This is a genomic window from Streptomyces sp. NPDC037013, from assembly GCF_055607265.1.
Window position 1 is genome coordinate 647533 of the sequence record NZ_JBVJRV010000001.1, and the last position, 13845, is coordinate 661377.

At 72.5% G+C, this 13845-nt stretch carries 15 protein-coding genes and 1 tRNA gene; 7 read left to right on the top strand and 9 right to left on the bottom strand.

The window, feature by feature from the left end; translation table 11 throughout:
* The first annotated feature begins 58 nt into the window (after nt 1-58).
* Entirely contained in the window at nt 59-1576 is a 1518-nt protein-coding gene (locus tag ACZ7DY_RS02570; RefSeq protein ID WP_471129023.1) for a long-chain-fatty-acid--CoA ligase, read from the top strand.
* A gap of 37 nt (nt 1577-1613) precedes the next feature.
* Here the strand turns inward: ACZ7DY_RS02570 and ACZ7DY_RS02575 are convergent, their stop codons facing one another.
* Together ACZ7DY_RS02575 and ACZ7DY_RS02580 are read right to left on the bottom strand one after the other, a co-directional pair.
* A complete protein-coding gene (locus tag ACZ7DY_RS02575; RefSeq protein ID WP_471129025.1) occupies nt 1614-3716 on the bottom strand; it encodes an MDR family MFS transporter in 2103 nt (700 codons plus the stop codon).
* 122 nt (nt 3717-3838) lie between these two features.
* Nucleotides 3839-4369 carry a DUF309 domain-containing protein gene (locus ACZ7DY_RS02580; protein WP_471129027.1) on the bottom strand — a complete coding sequence of 177 codons (531 nt, stop codon included), beginning with the start codon at nt 4367-4369 and terminating at the stop codon, nt 3839-3841.
* A gap of 108 nt (nt 4370-4477) precedes the next feature.
* Here ACZ7DY_RS02580 and ACZ7DY_RS02585 point away from each other — a divergent pair.
* A tRNA-Pro gene (locus ACZ7DY_RS02585) sits at nt 4478-4551 on the top strand.
* 67 nt (nt 4552-4618) lie between these two features.
* On the opposite strand, the gene ACZ7DY_RS02590 is transcribed toward ACZ7DY_RS02585, so the two are convergent.
* Nucleotides 4619-5527, bottom strand: a complete 909-nt coding sequence (locus tag ACZ7DY_RS02590) for a GlxA family transcriptional regulator (RefSeq protein ID WP_471130200.1) — start codon at nt 5525-5527, stop codon at nt 4619-4621.
* Nucleotides 5528-5680: 153 nt separating this feature from the next.
* Here ACZ7DY_RS02590 and ACZ7DY_RS02595 point away from each other — a divergent pair, with 153 nt between their 5' ends.
* Complete coding sequence (locus tag ACZ7DY_RS02595; RefSeq protein ID WP_471129029.1) at nt 5681-6274, top strand: MBL fold metallo-hydrolase; 594 nt, start codon at nt 5681-5683, stop codon at nt 6272-6274.
* A gap of 34 nt (nt 6275-6308) precedes the next feature.
* Here the strand turns inward: ACZ7DY_RS02595 and ACZ7DY_RS02600 are convergent, their stop codons facing one another.
* The 6 genes from ACZ7DY_RS02600 to ACZ7DY_RS02625 all read right to left on the bottom strand — a co-directional run bounded on the left by ACZ7DY_RS02600 (nt 6309) and on the right by ACZ7DY_RS02625 (nt 10957).
* On the bottom strand, nt 6309-7073 hold the full coding sequence (locus ACZ7DY_RS02600) for a metallophosphoesterase family protein (protein WP_471129032.1): 765 nt from the start codon (nt 7071-7073) through the stop codon (nt 6309-6311).
* Nucleotides 7070-7324: a hypothetical protein gene (locus ACZ7DY_RS02605; protein ID WP_471129034.1), complete on the bottom strand. Its 255-nt coding sequence runs from the start codon at nt 7322-7324 to the stop codon at nt 7070-7072. Before ACZ7DY_RS02605 ends, ACZ7DY_RS02600 begins: the two co-directional genes overlap by 4 nt.
* Entirely contained in the window at nt 7321-8007 is a 687-nt protein-coding gene (locus tag ACZ7DY_RS02610; protein WP_471129036.1) for a nucleotidyltransferase family protein, read from the bottom strand. Before ACZ7DY_RS02610 ends, ACZ7DY_RS02605 begins: the two co-directional genes overlap by 4 nt.
* 211 nt (nt 8008-8218) lie before the next feature.
* Nucleotides 8219-9028 (bottom strand): SDR family oxidoreductase, encoded by an 810-nt coding sequence (locus ACZ7DY_RS02615; RefSeq protein ID WP_471129038.1) that lies wholly within the window; start codon nt 9026-9028, stop codon nt 8219-8221.
* A 154-nt stretch (nt 9029-9182) separates the two neighbouring features.
* Nucleotides 9183-9671 carry a DUF5709 domain-containing protein gene (locus tag ACZ7DY_RS02620; protein WP_471129040.1) on the bottom strand — a complete coding sequence of 163 codons (489 nt, stop codon included), beginning with the start codon at nt 9669-9671 and terminating at the stop codon, nt 9183-9185.
* Between the two features lie 137 nt (nt 9672-9808).
* Nucleotides 9809-10957, bottom strand: a complete 1149-nt coding sequence (locus ACZ7DY_RS02625; RefSeq protein WP_471129043.1) for a glutamate--cysteine ligase 2 — start codon at nt 10955-10957, stop codon at nt 9809-9811.
* A gap of 127 nt (nt 10958-11084) precedes the next feature.
* On the opposite strand from ACZ7DY_RS02625, the gene ACZ7DY_RS02630 reads away from it, so the two are divergent.
* The 4 genes from ACZ7DY_RS02630 to ACZ7DY_RS02645 all read left to right on the top strand — a co-directional run bounded on the left by ACZ7DY_RS02630 (nt 11085) and on the right by ACZ7DY_RS02645 (nt 13845).
* Entirely contained in the window at nt 11085-12050 is a 966-nt protein-coding gene (locus ACZ7DY_RS02630) for an LLM class F420-dependent oxidoreductase (RefSeq protein ID WP_471129045.1), read from the top strand.
* A 37-nt stretch (nt 12051-12087) separates the two neighbouring features.
* Nucleotides 12088-12516, top strand: coding sequence for a hypothetical protein (locus tag ACZ7DY_RS02635; protein WP_471129047.1), 429 nt, complete (start codon nt 12088-12090; stop codon nt 12514-12516).
* Between the two features lie 176 nt (nt 12517-12692).
* Nucleotides 12693-13076: a hypothetical protein gene (locus ACZ7DY_RS02640; RefSeq protein WP_471129048.1), complete on the top strand. Its 384-nt coding sequence runs from the start codon at nt 12693-12695 to the stop codon at nt 13074-13076.
* 82 nt (nt 13077-13158) lie between these two features.
* Nucleotides 13159-13845 carry a DUF6766 family protein gene (locus ACZ7DY_RS02645; protein WP_471129051.1) on the top strand — a complete coding sequence of 229 codons (687 nt, stop codon included), beginning with the start codon at nt 13159-13161 and terminating at the stop codon, nt 13843-13845.

Consider the following 13845-nt stretch of genomic DNA (forward strand, 5'->3'; position numbering starts at 1 on the left):
GCAGGCCTCACACGGCCCGCGGGCCCCGCATGCCCACGGAAACGGAGCACTCTCCCTCATGGCCACGCTCTCCCTCGCCGCGATCCTCGCCGAGCCCGCCCGCCGCCACCCCGACCGCATCGCGCTCGTCGAGGGCGAACGCCGGTTCTCGTTCCGGGAGTTGTGGCACCGGGCCCGCGCCCAGGGCGCCGCGCTCACGGAGCTCGGCGTCCGGCCGGGGGACCGGGTGGCGCTGATGGCCCCCAACACCGCCGAGTTCCCGATGGCGTACTACGCCGTCCTGGCCGCCGGTGGCGTCGTCGTCCCCGTCCATCTGCTGCTCTCCGCCGAGGAGGTCGAGCACGTCCTGCGGGACAGCGGCGCGACCCTGCTGCTCTGTCACCCGGGCCAGGCGGCGACGGGCGCAGCCGCCGCCGAGGCCACCGGCGCACGCATGCTCCGGCTCGGCGACGAGGGCGAGTTGGACACCCTGGCGCGCGCCACCGAGCCCCTCGCCACCTACGCCACCCGCGACGCGGACGACCCCGCCGTCATCTTCTACACCAGTGGCACCACGGGCGTCCCCAAGGGCGCCGTGCTCAGCCACTTCAACCTGGTGATGAACGCGACGGTCAACGCCTTCGACGCCAACGACATCCGCCCCGACGACATCGCCCTCGGCGCACTGCCGCTCTTCCACGCCTTCGGCCAGACCGTCTCCATGAACTCGACCTGGCGCGCGGGCGCGACCCTCGTCCTGCTGCCGCGCTTCGACGCGGCACGGGCCATCGAGCTGATGGTCGCCGAGGACGTCAACACCTTCCACGGCGTACCCACCATGTTCGTGGCCCTGGTGGCCGCGGCCGGGGCCGCCGAGCGGCTGCCCCGGCTGCGCATCTGCATCTCGGGCGGCGCCTCCCTGCCGGTCGCCGTGCTCGAAAGCTTCGAGAAGGCCTTCGGGACACCGGTGTACGAGGGGTACGGGCTCTCCGAGACCTCCCCGACCGCGTCCGTGAACCAGCCCGACTTCGGCACCAGGCCGGGCAGCGTCGGCCACGCGCCGTGGGGCGTCGACGTGGAGATCGCCCGCGCCGACGTCGACGACCGCATCGAACTCCTGCCCACCGGCGAACTCGGTGAGGTCGTCATCCGCGGCCACAACGTCTTCTCCGGCTACCTCGGCCGCCCCGAGGCGACCGCGGACGCCCTCGTCGACGGCTGGTTCCGCAGCGGCGACCTGGGCACCAAGGACGCCGACGGCTTCCTGACCATCGTCGACCGCAAGAAGGACGTCATCATCCGGGGCGGCTTCAACGTCTACCCGCGCGAGGTCGAAGAGGTCCTGACGCGCCACCCGGCCGTCGCCCAGACCGCGGTGATCGGCCTGCCCGACCCCGTGCACGGCGAGGAGATCTGCGCGGTCGTCGTCCCGGCCGCCGACGCGACGCCGGAGACGGCGGCGGCGATCATCGAGTGGTCCAAGGGACACCTGGGCCGCCACAAGTACCCGCGCCTCATCGAGTTCATCGACGCGTTCCCGCTCGGCCCCAGCATGAAGGTGCTCAAGCGGGAGCTGCGCGCGCACTACGGCGCGTAAGAACCCGCCCCACGGCGTTCGACCCGCCCCGCGGGGTTCAGCGCACGCCGGCCGGGGTCGCCCCGGCCGGCTCGGGCGCGGGGGTCGCGGGGGAGAGGCCGTGCTGCAGGTCCTCCGCGAGCAGCCGCTTGGCGATCGAGTCGACCGCCGCGGCGAGCTCCTTGTCCGGCGGCCGGCCGATGTCCTTCTCGATCTCCTCGCCCAGCCACGCGGCCCACGCCCGGGAGATGACCTCCGCCTCGCGCTCACCGGCGGCGGTGTGCGAGAAGTACGTGCCCGTACGCGTCAGATAGCCCTCCTCGACCATGCGGTCGAAGACGGGCACCAGCACCTCGGGCGGAATCCGGTGCCGGGAGGCGATCAGCCCCAGGGAGGCGTGCCCGACCATCCGGGTGAAGAGCGAGACCTGCATGACGGCCCAGGCCCCCGCGACGTCCAGGCGGGTGTCGGAGTCCCGGACGATGCCGCGCCCGGTGTTCACGCCGACGTTGCGGATGATGTGCGCCACCCCGCGCTCCAGGAGGTGGCCGGAGTCACCGCTCATCGGCTGCGCGAAGCCCTCGCCCATGTCGGGCGCGCCCATCCGCGCGCTGTCGCGCAGCTCGACCTGTTTGAGGAAGAGCGCCACCAGGAACCCGATGAGCGCGACGGGGACGGTCCACAGGAAGACGGTGTGCAGGGTGTCCGCGTACGCCTCCACGATCGGCCGGGCGGCGGCCGCGGGCAGCTCGTGCACCCCGGCCGGGCTCTGCGCCGCGCGGCCGAGCGCGGCCGGATCGCCGCCGCCCGCCCGGGCCGCCGCGGCCACCCCGTCCTCCAGGTTCGGCGCGAGGGTGTTGGCGTAGATCGTCCCGAACACGGCGGTGCCGAAGGAACTGCCCAGCGTGCGGAAGAAGGTGACGCCGGAGGTCGCGGTGCCCAGGTCCGCGTATGCGACGGTGTTCTGCACGGCGATCGTCAGGACCTGCATGCACAGACCGATGCCGGCGCCCAGCACGAACATGTACAGCGACTCCAGCCACGTGCTGGTGGCGCTGCCCATCAGCGAGAGCAGATAGAGCCCGAGCGCCATCACCAGCGCGCCGACGATCGGGAAGATGCGGTACGTGCCGGTCTTGCTCACCACGTTGCCGCTGAAGATGGAGGCGATGAGCAGCCCGATGACCATGGGCAGCGTCCGCACGCCCGAGATGGTGGCCGAGTCCCCGTCGACGTACTGGAGGTAGGTCGGCAGGAACGTCATCGCGCCGAGCATCGCGAAGCCCACGATGAAGCTGAGGATCGAGCAGACCGTGAAGACCGGGTTGGCGAACAGCCGCATCGGCAGCATCGGTTCGGCGGCCCGCGTCTCGACGACGCAGAACAGCGCCAGCGCGATCAGGCCGCCGACGAACAGGCCGATGATGGTCGGCGAGCCCCACGCGTACTGGTTGCCGCCCCAACTCGTCGCCAGGATGAGCGCGCTGGCGCCGACGGCGACGAGCGCGATGCCCAGGTAGTCGATGACCGGCCGCACCGCCGACTTCACCACCGGGATCGTGCGGGCGGCGGCGAGGACCACGACGATCGCGATGGGCACGTTGACGTAGAACGCCCAGCGCCAGCTCAGGTGGTCCGTGAAGAGCCCGCCGAGCAGCGGCCCGATCACCGTGGAGACACCGAACACGGCCCCGATCGCACCCTGGTACTTGCCCCGCTCGCGCAGCGGGATCACATCGGCGATGAGCGCCATGGAGGTGACCATCAGGCCGCCCGCACCGATGCCCTGCATGGCCCGCCAGGCGATGAGCAGCGTCATGTTCGTCGACAGGCCGCACAGGAACGACCCGGTGATGAAGATGACCGCCGAGACCTGGAAGACGACCTTCCGGCCGAACAGGTCACCGAACTTGCCGACGAGCACCGTGGCGACCGTCTCCGCGAGCAGATAGGACGTGACGACCCACGACATGTGCTCGGCCCCGCCCAGATCCGACACGATCGTGGGCAGCGCGGTGCCGACGATGGTCTGGTCGAGGGCGGCGAGCAGCATCCCCAGCATGATCGTCACGAAGACGACGTTGCGGCGCCGCCGGTCGAGGACGGGCGGCGCCTGCGCCTCGGTGGGCGCGGGAGCGGCCGGCTGTTCGGTGGTGGTCACACGGCCACCCTCACACCGCCGCCGGGCCCGTGCATGCGGGGCGAGGCCGGTTCGGTGACGGGAGCCCGGCGAGGGAGGGCCCCGAGACGGTGCAGGCGGGCCGGACACCTGCCCGCCCGCGCCTACCCCGGCTCTGCGGTGCGCAGCCGCGGCGCGTGGGCCGCCGCGTCCACCGCGGCCCCCTCGCGCTCCAGGAGCTGTGCCAACCCCTCCGCCCAGCCGACCAGTTCCGCGACGCCCACCCCGTACGGCCGGTCCTGGCCGGTCTCCGCGCTCCAGGCGGAGATGGCCCCGGCCCCGCGCAGCAGCAGCCGTGCCCCGCCCACGGTGTTGCCGCGGGCCGAGTGGGTCAGGCCGACGGCGAGCTGCGCCAGGCCTTTCCACAGGCCGCGCTCCGAATCGGGTCCCGACTTCCATGCGTCCTCGAAGACCTCGTGCGCGTGGAAGGGGCGGCCCGCGTCCAGGAGCGCCTGTGCCTCGGCGACGGACTCCTCGGGCGCGCGGACGACGCCCTCCGGCTGCCGCGGCACTCCCTCGGCGCCATAGGGCAGCGGTCGACCCAGACCGTCGCGGGGCCGCTGGTTGCGGGCCCGTCCCTCCTCGTCGCGATCGCGTCGAGGGCCACTGTCATCCGGTGCGGGTGCGGTGCTCATACGGTCGATTGTCGCGCGTGGCTGACGGCGGTCACCGGAGAACGGAGCACCCTCCTACGTGGGGTAGAGTTCTACCTGTGATCACGCGGGACACCGCGCCGAACACAACGGGACGTGGCGCAGCTTGGTAGCGCACTTGACTGGGGGTCAAGGGGTCGCAGGTTCAAATCCTGTCGTCCCGACTCGAAAGAGTCGTGATTCGAGGGGCCGTTTCAGAGACATCTGAAACGGCCCCTCGAACGTTTCCCGTCACGGAGTACCGGCGAAGGCGCGGCGGTAGGAGCGGGGCGGCACCCCTCGGCGGCGCACGAACTGTTCGCGCAGGACGGCGGCGCTCCCGTACCCGACCCGGCGCGCGATCTCCTCGACGGGCAGCCGCGAGGTCTCGAGGAGTTCCTCGGCGGCGCTGAGCCGCAGACCCGTCACCCAGGCGTGCGGGGTCGTCCCGGTCGCGGCGGCGAAGCGGCGGGCGAAGGAGCGCTTGCTCATCACGGCACGCCGGGCCAGCTCCGCGACGGGCAGCGGCTCGTGCAGGTTCTCCCGGGCCCACGCGAGCACCCCGGCCAGCCGCTCGTCGTCACCGTCCTCGGGGACGGGCGCCGCCAGGTACTGCGCCTGGCCGCCGTCCCGGTGGGAGGGCAGCACCACGTCCCTGGCCACCGCGTTGGCCGCGGCCGCCCCGTGTTCCCTGCGCAGCAGGTGCAGGCACATGTCGAACCCCGCCGCGGCTCCCGCGCCGGTCACCAGGCGGCCCTCGTCGACGTAGAGGGCATCGGGCTCGACGGAGATCTCGGGGTGGCGGCGGGCGAGCAGATCGGCGAAGCGCCAGTGGGTGGTGGCCCGCAGACCGTCGAGCAGCCCGGCGGCGGCGAGCGCGAACGCGCCGACGCAGTGGGCCGCGACGACGGCGCCGCGTTCGTGCGCCGACGACAGCGCGGCGAGCACCGGGTCCGGGGGCGGTGTGCGGAAGTCGGCCCAGGGCAGGGCGATCACGAGGTCGGCGGCGGCGAGGCGGTCCAGGCCGTGCGTGACGGGGAGCGGCAGGCCGAGGTCGGTGGCGACGGGGCCGGGCCGCTCGGTGCAGAGGGCGAAGTCGAAGTCGGGCACCTTCTTGCCCTGCGGTCCGAACATCTCGGTGACGATGCCGAGGGCGAGCAGGCCGACGCCGGGCGGGACGTACGCGGCGACGGTCCTGAAGGGCGGTCGCAAGGGATGTCTGAAGGGAGGCACACGCCAGTGTGGCACCAATCCTGCGATCACCGGCAGATGTGCCACTCGTACCCGCTCGTCACGGCCGGAAAGATGATGGTCATGACAGACGCACCGCTCGCACGCAGCGCCTCCTACACCGTCCTGACCACCGGATACGTCGGCTCCACCGGACCCGGAGTCGCCGCCACCGTCTCCTACGTGTCGGACGCCGGCCGGCACGTGATCTTCGATCCCGGCATGGTGGAGCACCGGGACCGCATCCTCGCCCCGCTCGCCGAGCTGGGGCTCGGCCCCGACGACATCACCGACGTGGTGCTCAGCCACCACCACCCCGACAACACCATGAACGTGGGCCTGTTCGGGCAGGCCCGGGTCCACGACCACAAGGTCGAGTACGCCGGTCACCAGTGGCGCAACCGGGACGCCGAGGGGTACGAACTCACGCCCTCGCTCCGGCTGATCCGGACCCCGGGCCACAGCGCCGAGGACATCACGCTGCTGGCGGGCACCGAATCGGGCGTCGTGGCCTTCGCCGGTGACCTGTGGTGGCACGCCGACGGTCCGGCCGACGACCCGGTCGCCCCCGACCGCGAGGTGCTGCGCGACTCCCGGCTGCGGGTGATCGCCGCCGCCGACCTGATCGTGCCGGGCCACGGCGCCCCGTTCAGGCCCGACGGGAACACGCCGCGCTAGCTCCGGGCGTCACGACTGCTCGGATCCGCGCCGTCTACGCGGTGCCGCGGGCGGCCTCCGCGGGCTCCGCCGGGCGGTGCCCATGCAGGTGATACACGTTGAACGCCTTGCGGATCACCGGCTGTGCCACATTGCGCACCGGTACGCCGCCGCTGGTCATCCCGTGCTCGGTGCCCGCGTGGGCGTGACCGTGCACGGCCAGCTCCGCGCCCGCCGCGTCGACCGCCTCCGCCAGCAGGTAGCTGCCGAGGAACGGATAGATCTCCAGGGGCTCGCCCGCGAGCGTGTCCGGCACGGGCGCGAAGTGCGTCAGCGCCACCCGCGTGTCGCAGCCCTGCTCGGCCAGCTCCTCCAGCGAGGTCCGCAGCCCGTCGGCGCAGCGGCGGGTGTAGCGGATGAACTCCTTCATCAGGGGTTCGCCGAACTCGCTGCCGCTGCGCCCGACGAAGCCCCCGCCGAAGCCCTTGGTGCCCGCGATGCCCACCCGGTCCCCGTCGACCTCGACGACCGTGCCCTCCCCTTCGAGGACGCGGACGCCCGCTTCGCGGAGGACGGCGGTGACCTCGTCGGGCTGTTCGCCGTGGTGGTCGTGGTTGCCGAGCACGGCCACGACCGGCACCGGCAGCCCCGACACCTCCTCGGCGACCACCCGGGCCTCCTCCGGCGTGCCGTGCCGGGTCAGGTCGCCGGCGAGGAGCAGCACGTCCGCGCAGTCGTCGAGCGTCTCGAAGGCGGGCCGGAACAGTCCCTTGCTGTCCAGGCCCATGTGGATGTCCCCCACGGCCGCGATGCGGATCATGAGACTTCCTCCGGGTGGTCCGGGGCCGTCGCGTCGGCCACCGCGACATCGAAGTGGACCGTCTGGCCGGCCAGTTCCTCGTTCACGGTGCGCAGCAGTTCCTCGCGGCACTGCGTCGTCGGCACGGTGCCGACGACGACCACGGACGAACCGCGGGACTCGACACGGATGCCCAGCTCGCCCAGTTCCTCCGCGGCGAGCCGCTCCTTGAGATGGGCGATGCGGTACTCGACGTTGGCTCGGTCGTTCATCGGTCTCCTTCTCGTGGCGCGATGACCTCCAGGCGTTCCAGCAGGAAGAGGAAGGCGGCCGGCATCGGCGCGTCCCCGTACTCGTCACGCAACGCCTCCCAGTCGACCATCTCGCGCAGCTGCCGCGCGATCGGGAGCACGGCGCCGAAGTCGCAGTGGTGCTCGGAGAAGGCGGCGAGCAGGGCCCGTACGAGATCGGTCGGCGACAGCACCGGCATGTGCACCGAGTCCACCGACAGGTTCGTGGCGCGGTCCAGGAGTTCCGCGGTGACCGGCTGGTTGGCCAGCTGGAAGATGAGGTCGATGTCCTGGCCGAGGCACTTGGCCTTGAGCAGCCAGTCCTCGGGCGGCGCGAAGACCGGCAGACCGGCCTCCTCCAGCGAGGCCGCCACCGCCTCGGCGTCCTCCGGTTTGATGCAGAAGTCCGCGTCGTGCTGGAGGTTGCCGGTGCCGCCGTGGGCGTAGACGGCGACGCTGCCCGCCAGGGCGAAGTCGTGCTCACGCCGCTTCAGGATGGCGGCGACCTGCTTGGTCGCCTCCAGGATGGCCTGGTTGAGGTCGGGTGGCAGCTCCTCCGCGCACACCTCGTGGTGCGGGGAACCCCCGGCGGGCGCTCCCGTCGGACGCAGCTCCGTGACCGGCTTCCGTGCGTCGGGAGTGATGTCTTCTGCGTTCGGCGTCACCTGCTGCTCCGTTCCCGGACGCCGGCTGCCGCACGGGGCGTGCAGGAAGGCGGCCTCCGACGATCCCTGCTCCAGGTAGCACCGGTACCCGGACCGCCGGGTTCGACACGGGCCGGTTGCCGCCGGACTTCCCTTATACCGCAGGGCGCACCGGGTCACCTCTTCGCGCGGAACGGCGCCCCGCACACCGCATGGGCGCCTGCGGAGTCCCTCACGGACGCCGCCACGCGTCGCTCTTCAGGTGCGATCCCGCCTGGGGCCCCATCCGCACCATGCCGCCGTCGGCGACCCAGGAGGCGCCCGTCACGTACGAGGAATCGGGCCCCGCCAGGAAGGCGATGACGGCGGCGATCTCCCGGGCGTCGCCGGGGCGCCCGAGCGGGATGCCGGGCCGCCGCTCCTCGTGTACGTCCGTGTCCTCCTGGCCCGTCATGGGCGTGGCGATCTCACCCGGCGCGACGGAGTTCACGGTGATGCCGTGCTCCGCCAGTTCCAGGGCCATCACCTGGGTGAGCAGTCCGAGCCCGCCCTTGGCCGCGCAGTACGGGGCGGCGCCCACGCGGGGCTGGTGCTCGTGCACCGACGTCACATTGACGATGCGGCCGCCGTCGCCCTGCCGGATCATGCGGCGCGCGGCACGCTGACCGCACAGGAAGGGGCCGATGAGGTCCACGTCGACGACGCGCCGGACATCGGCGTGGTCCAGGTCGACGAAGGGGGTCGCGGTGCCTGTGCCGGCGTTGTTGACCAGGACGTCGACGCGGCCGAGGCGCTCCGCGAGGTCGTCGATGACGTCCGCGGCGTCGGGCAGCCGGGTCAGGTCCATCCGGGCGATGGCCGCGCGCCGCCCGTGCCGGCCCACTTCCTCGGCGGTCTCCTTCGCGCCCTCCTCGTCGCTGTGCCAGGTGATGCCGATGTCCATGCCGGCGGCCGCGAGCCGGACGGCGGTGGCCCGGCCGATGCCGGAATCGGCACCGGTGACGATGGCGACGCCGGGGGCGGACGTGGTCGGGTCGGTCATGGAGCTCTCCTGTTCGTCGGACGGCCGGCGCGTGCGCCGGACGGACCGCGCACGCCTCGGTCCCATGGTTGGCGCGGGGCGGCGGGGCCGCGACTCGCTCGGGGCCGGGGCGGGACCGACGCCCGGCCCCGCCCCGGCCCCAGGCCCGGCACCCTCAGACCCGGTCCTCCGGGTCCGCCGGCAGGCCCTCTTCGGCGACGACGTGCACCGCGGCCTCCTCGGCCGCCGCCGCGCCGCCGTCGATGCCGCGGTCCGAGGCCACCGCCTCCTTGGTGGTGTCGGGGTGGGCGCCCTCGTCCGGGGCGACGAGACGGCCGGCGCGGACCTCTCCCGCCTCGGGGTCCGTCGGCTCGCCCTCGCCGTCCGGCAGGTCGCCGATGCCGTCCCCGTCGGGCACCTCCGTGTCCGGCACCTCCTGCCGGAGCCGCTCGTCGAGGGACTCGCCCTCGTGCTGCTCCGCGGCCGTCGTGCCGGTCTTGGTGACGCCCAGCGGCTTCTCCGGCGGCGAGTAGCCCTCGTCGAGCATGTCGTCGTACGTGCGCTCGTCCACCGCGTCCTGGAGGTCCAGCGGTGCCGCGTCCTCCTGCTCCTCGTTGGTGCCGGTGGGCTGGTAGGCGTCGTCCGCCATGTTCTGGTCGCTCATGACTACCTCGTGCGTCGGGTCCGGGGGGTGATCGCGCTCGCGTTCCGATGGTCGCGCGTCGGCCCATCGATGTGCCCGCGACACACGCCCCCAAACGATCTGACCGCGCTCCTTGCTCCGCGCGGGCGTGGCACTTTTCACGTCGCCTGGGTGCGCCGCACACACTCCGCGACCACGTCGCCCAGGCTGCCCGTGCGCTCCAGGAGCTCCCGCTGGATCCGGGCGCCGTTGCCGCGTTTCAGCAGGTCGGCGCTGGTCCTGCGGACCAGGTCCAGGTCCCCGCTGTCCTCCAGGGCGTCCCGTACATGGTCGACGAGCGCCGCCAGGACCTCCCGGCCCGGGGTGGGCCGCATGGTCAGCGGATGGAGCAGGGGGCCGCCGCCGTCGTCCTCGAGGCCGGAGCGCGCGGCCCGCCAGGCGGAGAGCCGCAGCAGACCGACCGCGTGCGGCACCGGTGGCTTCCCCGCCCGCCACTCGCGCGCCGCCGTCTCGACGAGCGCCCGCGCCAGGGCGGCGATCAGGATCGTCGTGGTGGCCTCCAGGCAGACGTCGGCCACCCGGATCTCCACGGTGGGGTAGCGGTGGGAGAGCCGGGCGTCGAAATAGACCATGCCTCGGTCGCGGAGCACGCCGGTGGCGACCATGTCGCGGACCTGCTCCTCGTACCGCTCGGCGGAGCCGAAGATCTCGGTGGGGCCCGCCATCGGCCAGCGGCCCCACACCCGGCTCCGGTAGCTGTTGTAGAGGGTGTCGTGCCCCTGCCAGAAAGGCGAGTTGGCGCTCAGGGCGACCAGGAGCGGGAGCCAGGGCCGGATCCGGTCGATGACGGCCACGCCCTCCTCGTCCGACTCGACGGACACGTGGACGTGGCAGCCGCAGGTCAGCTGCTCCTGCGTGGTCAGCCCGAACTGCTCCTCCATCCACTGGAACCGTTTGCCCGTATTGACCGCGGGGCTTACGGGCAGGGGGGAAGTGGCGAGGGCGGCGACGGAGGCGCCCACGTCCCCGGCGTGCCGGGCCGCGTCGGCGCGCCAGCGGACGACCTCTTCCGTGAGGCTGTCCATGTCCGTGCGCGGCTGGGTGGCGAACTCGAGCTGCTGGCCGTGGAGTTCCCTCTCGAACGCCTCGTCCTCGGGCTCGCGGTAGTCGTCCGCCTGCTTCTCGGTGTCCGGGTTCTCCGCGGTGTCCCTGGCCGCGCGGGCCAGGACGGCCGAGGAGAGCGCGCGGGGCTCCCCGCTGTTGCGGTCGATCAGGAGGAGTTCTTCCTCCACTCCTACGGTGCGCAAAGGAGCCTGCCTCTCTCTGTCCGTGACTGTGGGTTCCCCACTACCCCCGGACCGGGACCACAGCCCTCCGGCGGCGGAACGATCCGCCGGAGGTTTCAGCGGAGGTCATTCGGCAAAACGATCACTTATGGTGCAAATCGGCTACACAATGATGACCGAGCAGGCGGGACCGCGCGCGCTCGTGGACGATCTGGTCGCGGCGGAGCGCGCGGGCTTCGACTTCTCCGTCACCTCCGACCACTACTTCCCGTGGCTCGACTCCCAGGGGCACTCCCCGTACGCGTGGAGCGTGCTCGGCGCGGCGGCCCAGGCCACCTCCCGCATTCCCCTCATGACGTACGTGACCTGCCCGACGACCCGCTACCACCCCGCGGTGGTGGCGCAGAAGGCCGCGACCATGCAGCTGCTCTCCGAGGGCCGCTTCCGGCTCGGTCTCGGCTCCGGGGAGAACCTCAACGAACACGTCGTCGGCGGTGGCTGGCCCTCCGCGCGCGTACGCCTCGACATGTTCGAGGAGGCGGTCGGCATCATCAGGGCGCTCTTCACCGGCGACAACGTCAACCACGAGGGCACCCACTTCGACGTGTCCAACGCCCGCCTGTGGGACCTCCCCGACGAGCTGCCGCCCATCGGCATCGCCGTCTCCGGCGAGCGGTCCTGCGCGCTGGCCGGCCGCCTCGCCGACCTCGTCATCGCCACCGAGCCCAAGGCCGAGCTGGTCGACTCCTTCGAGCGGCACGGCGGCCAGGGGAAGCCGCGGGTCGGCCAGCTGCCCGTCTGCTTCGACACCGACAAGGACGCGGCGATCGCCCGCGCCCACGACCAGTTCCGCTGGTCCGTCGGGGGCTGGCCGGTCAACGCCGAACTGCCGGGGCCCGCCGCCTTCGCCGGTGCCACGCAGTTCGTCACCCCGCAGGACATGGCGGGGCAGATCCCCTGCGGCGACGACGTCGACGAGTTCGTCGACGCCGTACGCCCCTTCGTCGACGCGGGCTTCACGGAGGTCGCCCTTGTCCAGGTGGGCGGCGACCACCAGCGTCCCTTCATCGAATGGGCCGAGAAGAAGCTGCTGCCCGCACTGCGCGAGCTGTGACACACCGGGTGTCAGCGACCCGACGGAAGGAGACACCGTGAACGACCCGTCCCGCACGGCCACCACCCAGCACCCGCAGGAGTCCCCGGACCTCGTCCAGGTGGTCCTCGGAGAGTGCTCCGTGGCCGACGCGGACACCGTCTTCAACGTCCTGCGCGCCCACTTCCCGTCCGACCGCGGTGCCGACGCGCCACGCCAGACCGGCCGGACCGGGCAGTCCGGCCCCGAAGTCTGGACCGGCGGCTTCATCGCCGCCCAGAGCCCCGGCACCGTCCCCGGCGTCCTGCTGGCCGGCCCCGTCACCGCCGACCTCCAGGGCGGTCCGGTCCCGGTGGCCCGGGTCCGCGACGTCCTCCGGTCGGCCTTCGTCGTATCGGCCGTCGGCACCGCGTCCGGCGACCAGGAGGTCGAGATGCAGCTCCGCCTGACCGCCCCCGAACACGGCGCGCCGCCCACGGACGGCTGATCGGGTGCGCTCCGAAGGGGGCGTACGCCCGCGTGTCGGCGCTCCGGGTCCCGGCCACCGGGGCCCGGTGCGGCATCGTCGAGGGACCCGTACCCGCGCGGAGCACCGTCGCGGAGCGGCCAGGAACCGACGGACCGCGAAGGAGCACAGGACCGGTGCGCGGAACAAGGTGGAGCGTGACCGCGGCACTGCTGTGCTGCGCTCTCGCCGGCTGCGGTGGCACCGAGGCACGGGAGGCCGCCGCGCGGCGTGCCGTCGACCGCTTCGAGGAGAGCCTGCGCACCTCGGACGCCGTGCGCGGTTGCGCGGAACTCGCCCCCGGCACCCTCGACGAACTGGAGCAGTCCGCCGAACTGCCCTGCGCGCGGGCCCTGACCGACGCGGGACTGCCCCCGCCCGCCGCGGTGCGCCGCGTCGACGTGTACGGACGCCAGGCGCGCGTCGTCACCGATCGCGACACGCTCTTCCTGTCGTCCTTCCCGCAGGGCTGGAAGGTCACCGCCGCCGGCTGCACGCCGCGGCCGGAGAAGCCGTATCAGTGTCTGATCAAGGGCGGTTGACGGTGCGGACGATGTTCACGCTGTATCTGCTGGTGGTGGCCGCGGGACTGGCCTACTGCCTGGCGCTGGGGCTGATGCACCGGTGAGCCGGGCACGGCGCTTCCTGCGCGAGAACAGCCTGACCCTCGCGTTCGGCCTCGGGTTCCTCCTCACCCTGGCCGGACAGGCGATCGCCGGGCACGCCGACTTCAACAACCAGCTCGCCGCCGAGGACCTGGCCCCGATGACCTTCGGCAGCTACGTCCTGACCTCCGACTTCGCCGTCGACGTGACGGAGAACTGGCAATCGGAGTACCTGCAGTTCTTCCTCTACATCTTCGGCACGGTCTGGCTGCTCCAGCGCGGCTCACCCGAATCCAAGGAACTGGACAAGGCCGGCCCCGAATCCGACGCCCAGCAGAAGGTCGGGGCACACGCGAAGCCCGACTCGCCCGGCTGGGCCTCGGTGGGCGGCCTGCGACAGGCCTGGTACTCCCGGTCGCTCGGCATCCTCATGTGCACGCTGTTCCTGCTCTCCTGGCTGGCCCAGTCCGTGTCCGGCGCGGCCGCGTACAACGAAGAGCACCTGCGGGAACTCCAGGCGCCCATCAGCTGGTTCCAGTACCTCGGGGCCGCCGACTTCTGGGGCCGCACCCTGCAGAACTGGCAGTCCGAACTCCTCGCCGTCGGGTCGATGGCGATCTTCTCCGTCTATCTGCGCCAGCGCGGCTCACCGGAGTCGAAGCCGGTCGGCTCGGCCCACGACGCGACGGGCGTCGAGGGCGGCTGA

What these genes read in the sequence shown, in the direction of transcription:
- ACZ7DY_RS02630 (WP_471129045.1), top strand. Translation starts at nt 11,085, where the DNA reads ATGGTGCAAATCGGCTACACAATGATGACCGAGCAGGCGGGACCGCGC.
- ACZ7DY_RS02600 (WP_471129032.1), bottom strand. Translation starts at nt 7,073, where the DNA reads ATGATCCGCATCGCGGCCGTGGGGGACATCCACATGGGCCTGGACAGC.
- ACZ7DY_RS02615 (WP_471129038.1), bottom strand. Translation starts at nt 9,028, where the DNA reads ATGACCGACCCGACCACGTCCGCCCCCGGCGTCGCCATCGTCACCGGT.
- ACZ7DY_RS02570 (WP_471129023.1), top strand. Translation starts at nt 59, where the DNA reads ATGGCCACGCTCTCCCTCGCCGCGATCCTCGCCGAGCCCGCCCGCCGC.
- ACZ7DY_RS02595 (WP_471129029.1), top strand. Translation starts at nt 5,681, where the DNA reads ATGACAGACGCACCGCTCGCACGCAGCGCCTCCTACACCGTCCTGACC.
- ACZ7DY_RS02620 (WP_471129040.1), bottom strand. Translation starts at nt 9,671, where the DNA reads ATGAGCGACCAGAACATGGCGGACGACGCCTACCAGCCCACCGGCACC.
- ACZ7DY_RS02580 (WP_471129027.1), bottom strand. Translation starts at nt 4,369, where the DNA reads ATGAGCACCGCACCCGCACCGGATGACAGTGGCCCTCGACGCGATCGC.
- ACZ7DY_RS02605 (WP_471129034.1), bottom strand. Translation starts at nt 7,324, where the DNA reads ATGAACGACCGAGCCAACGTCGAGTACCGCATCGCCCATCTCAAGGAG.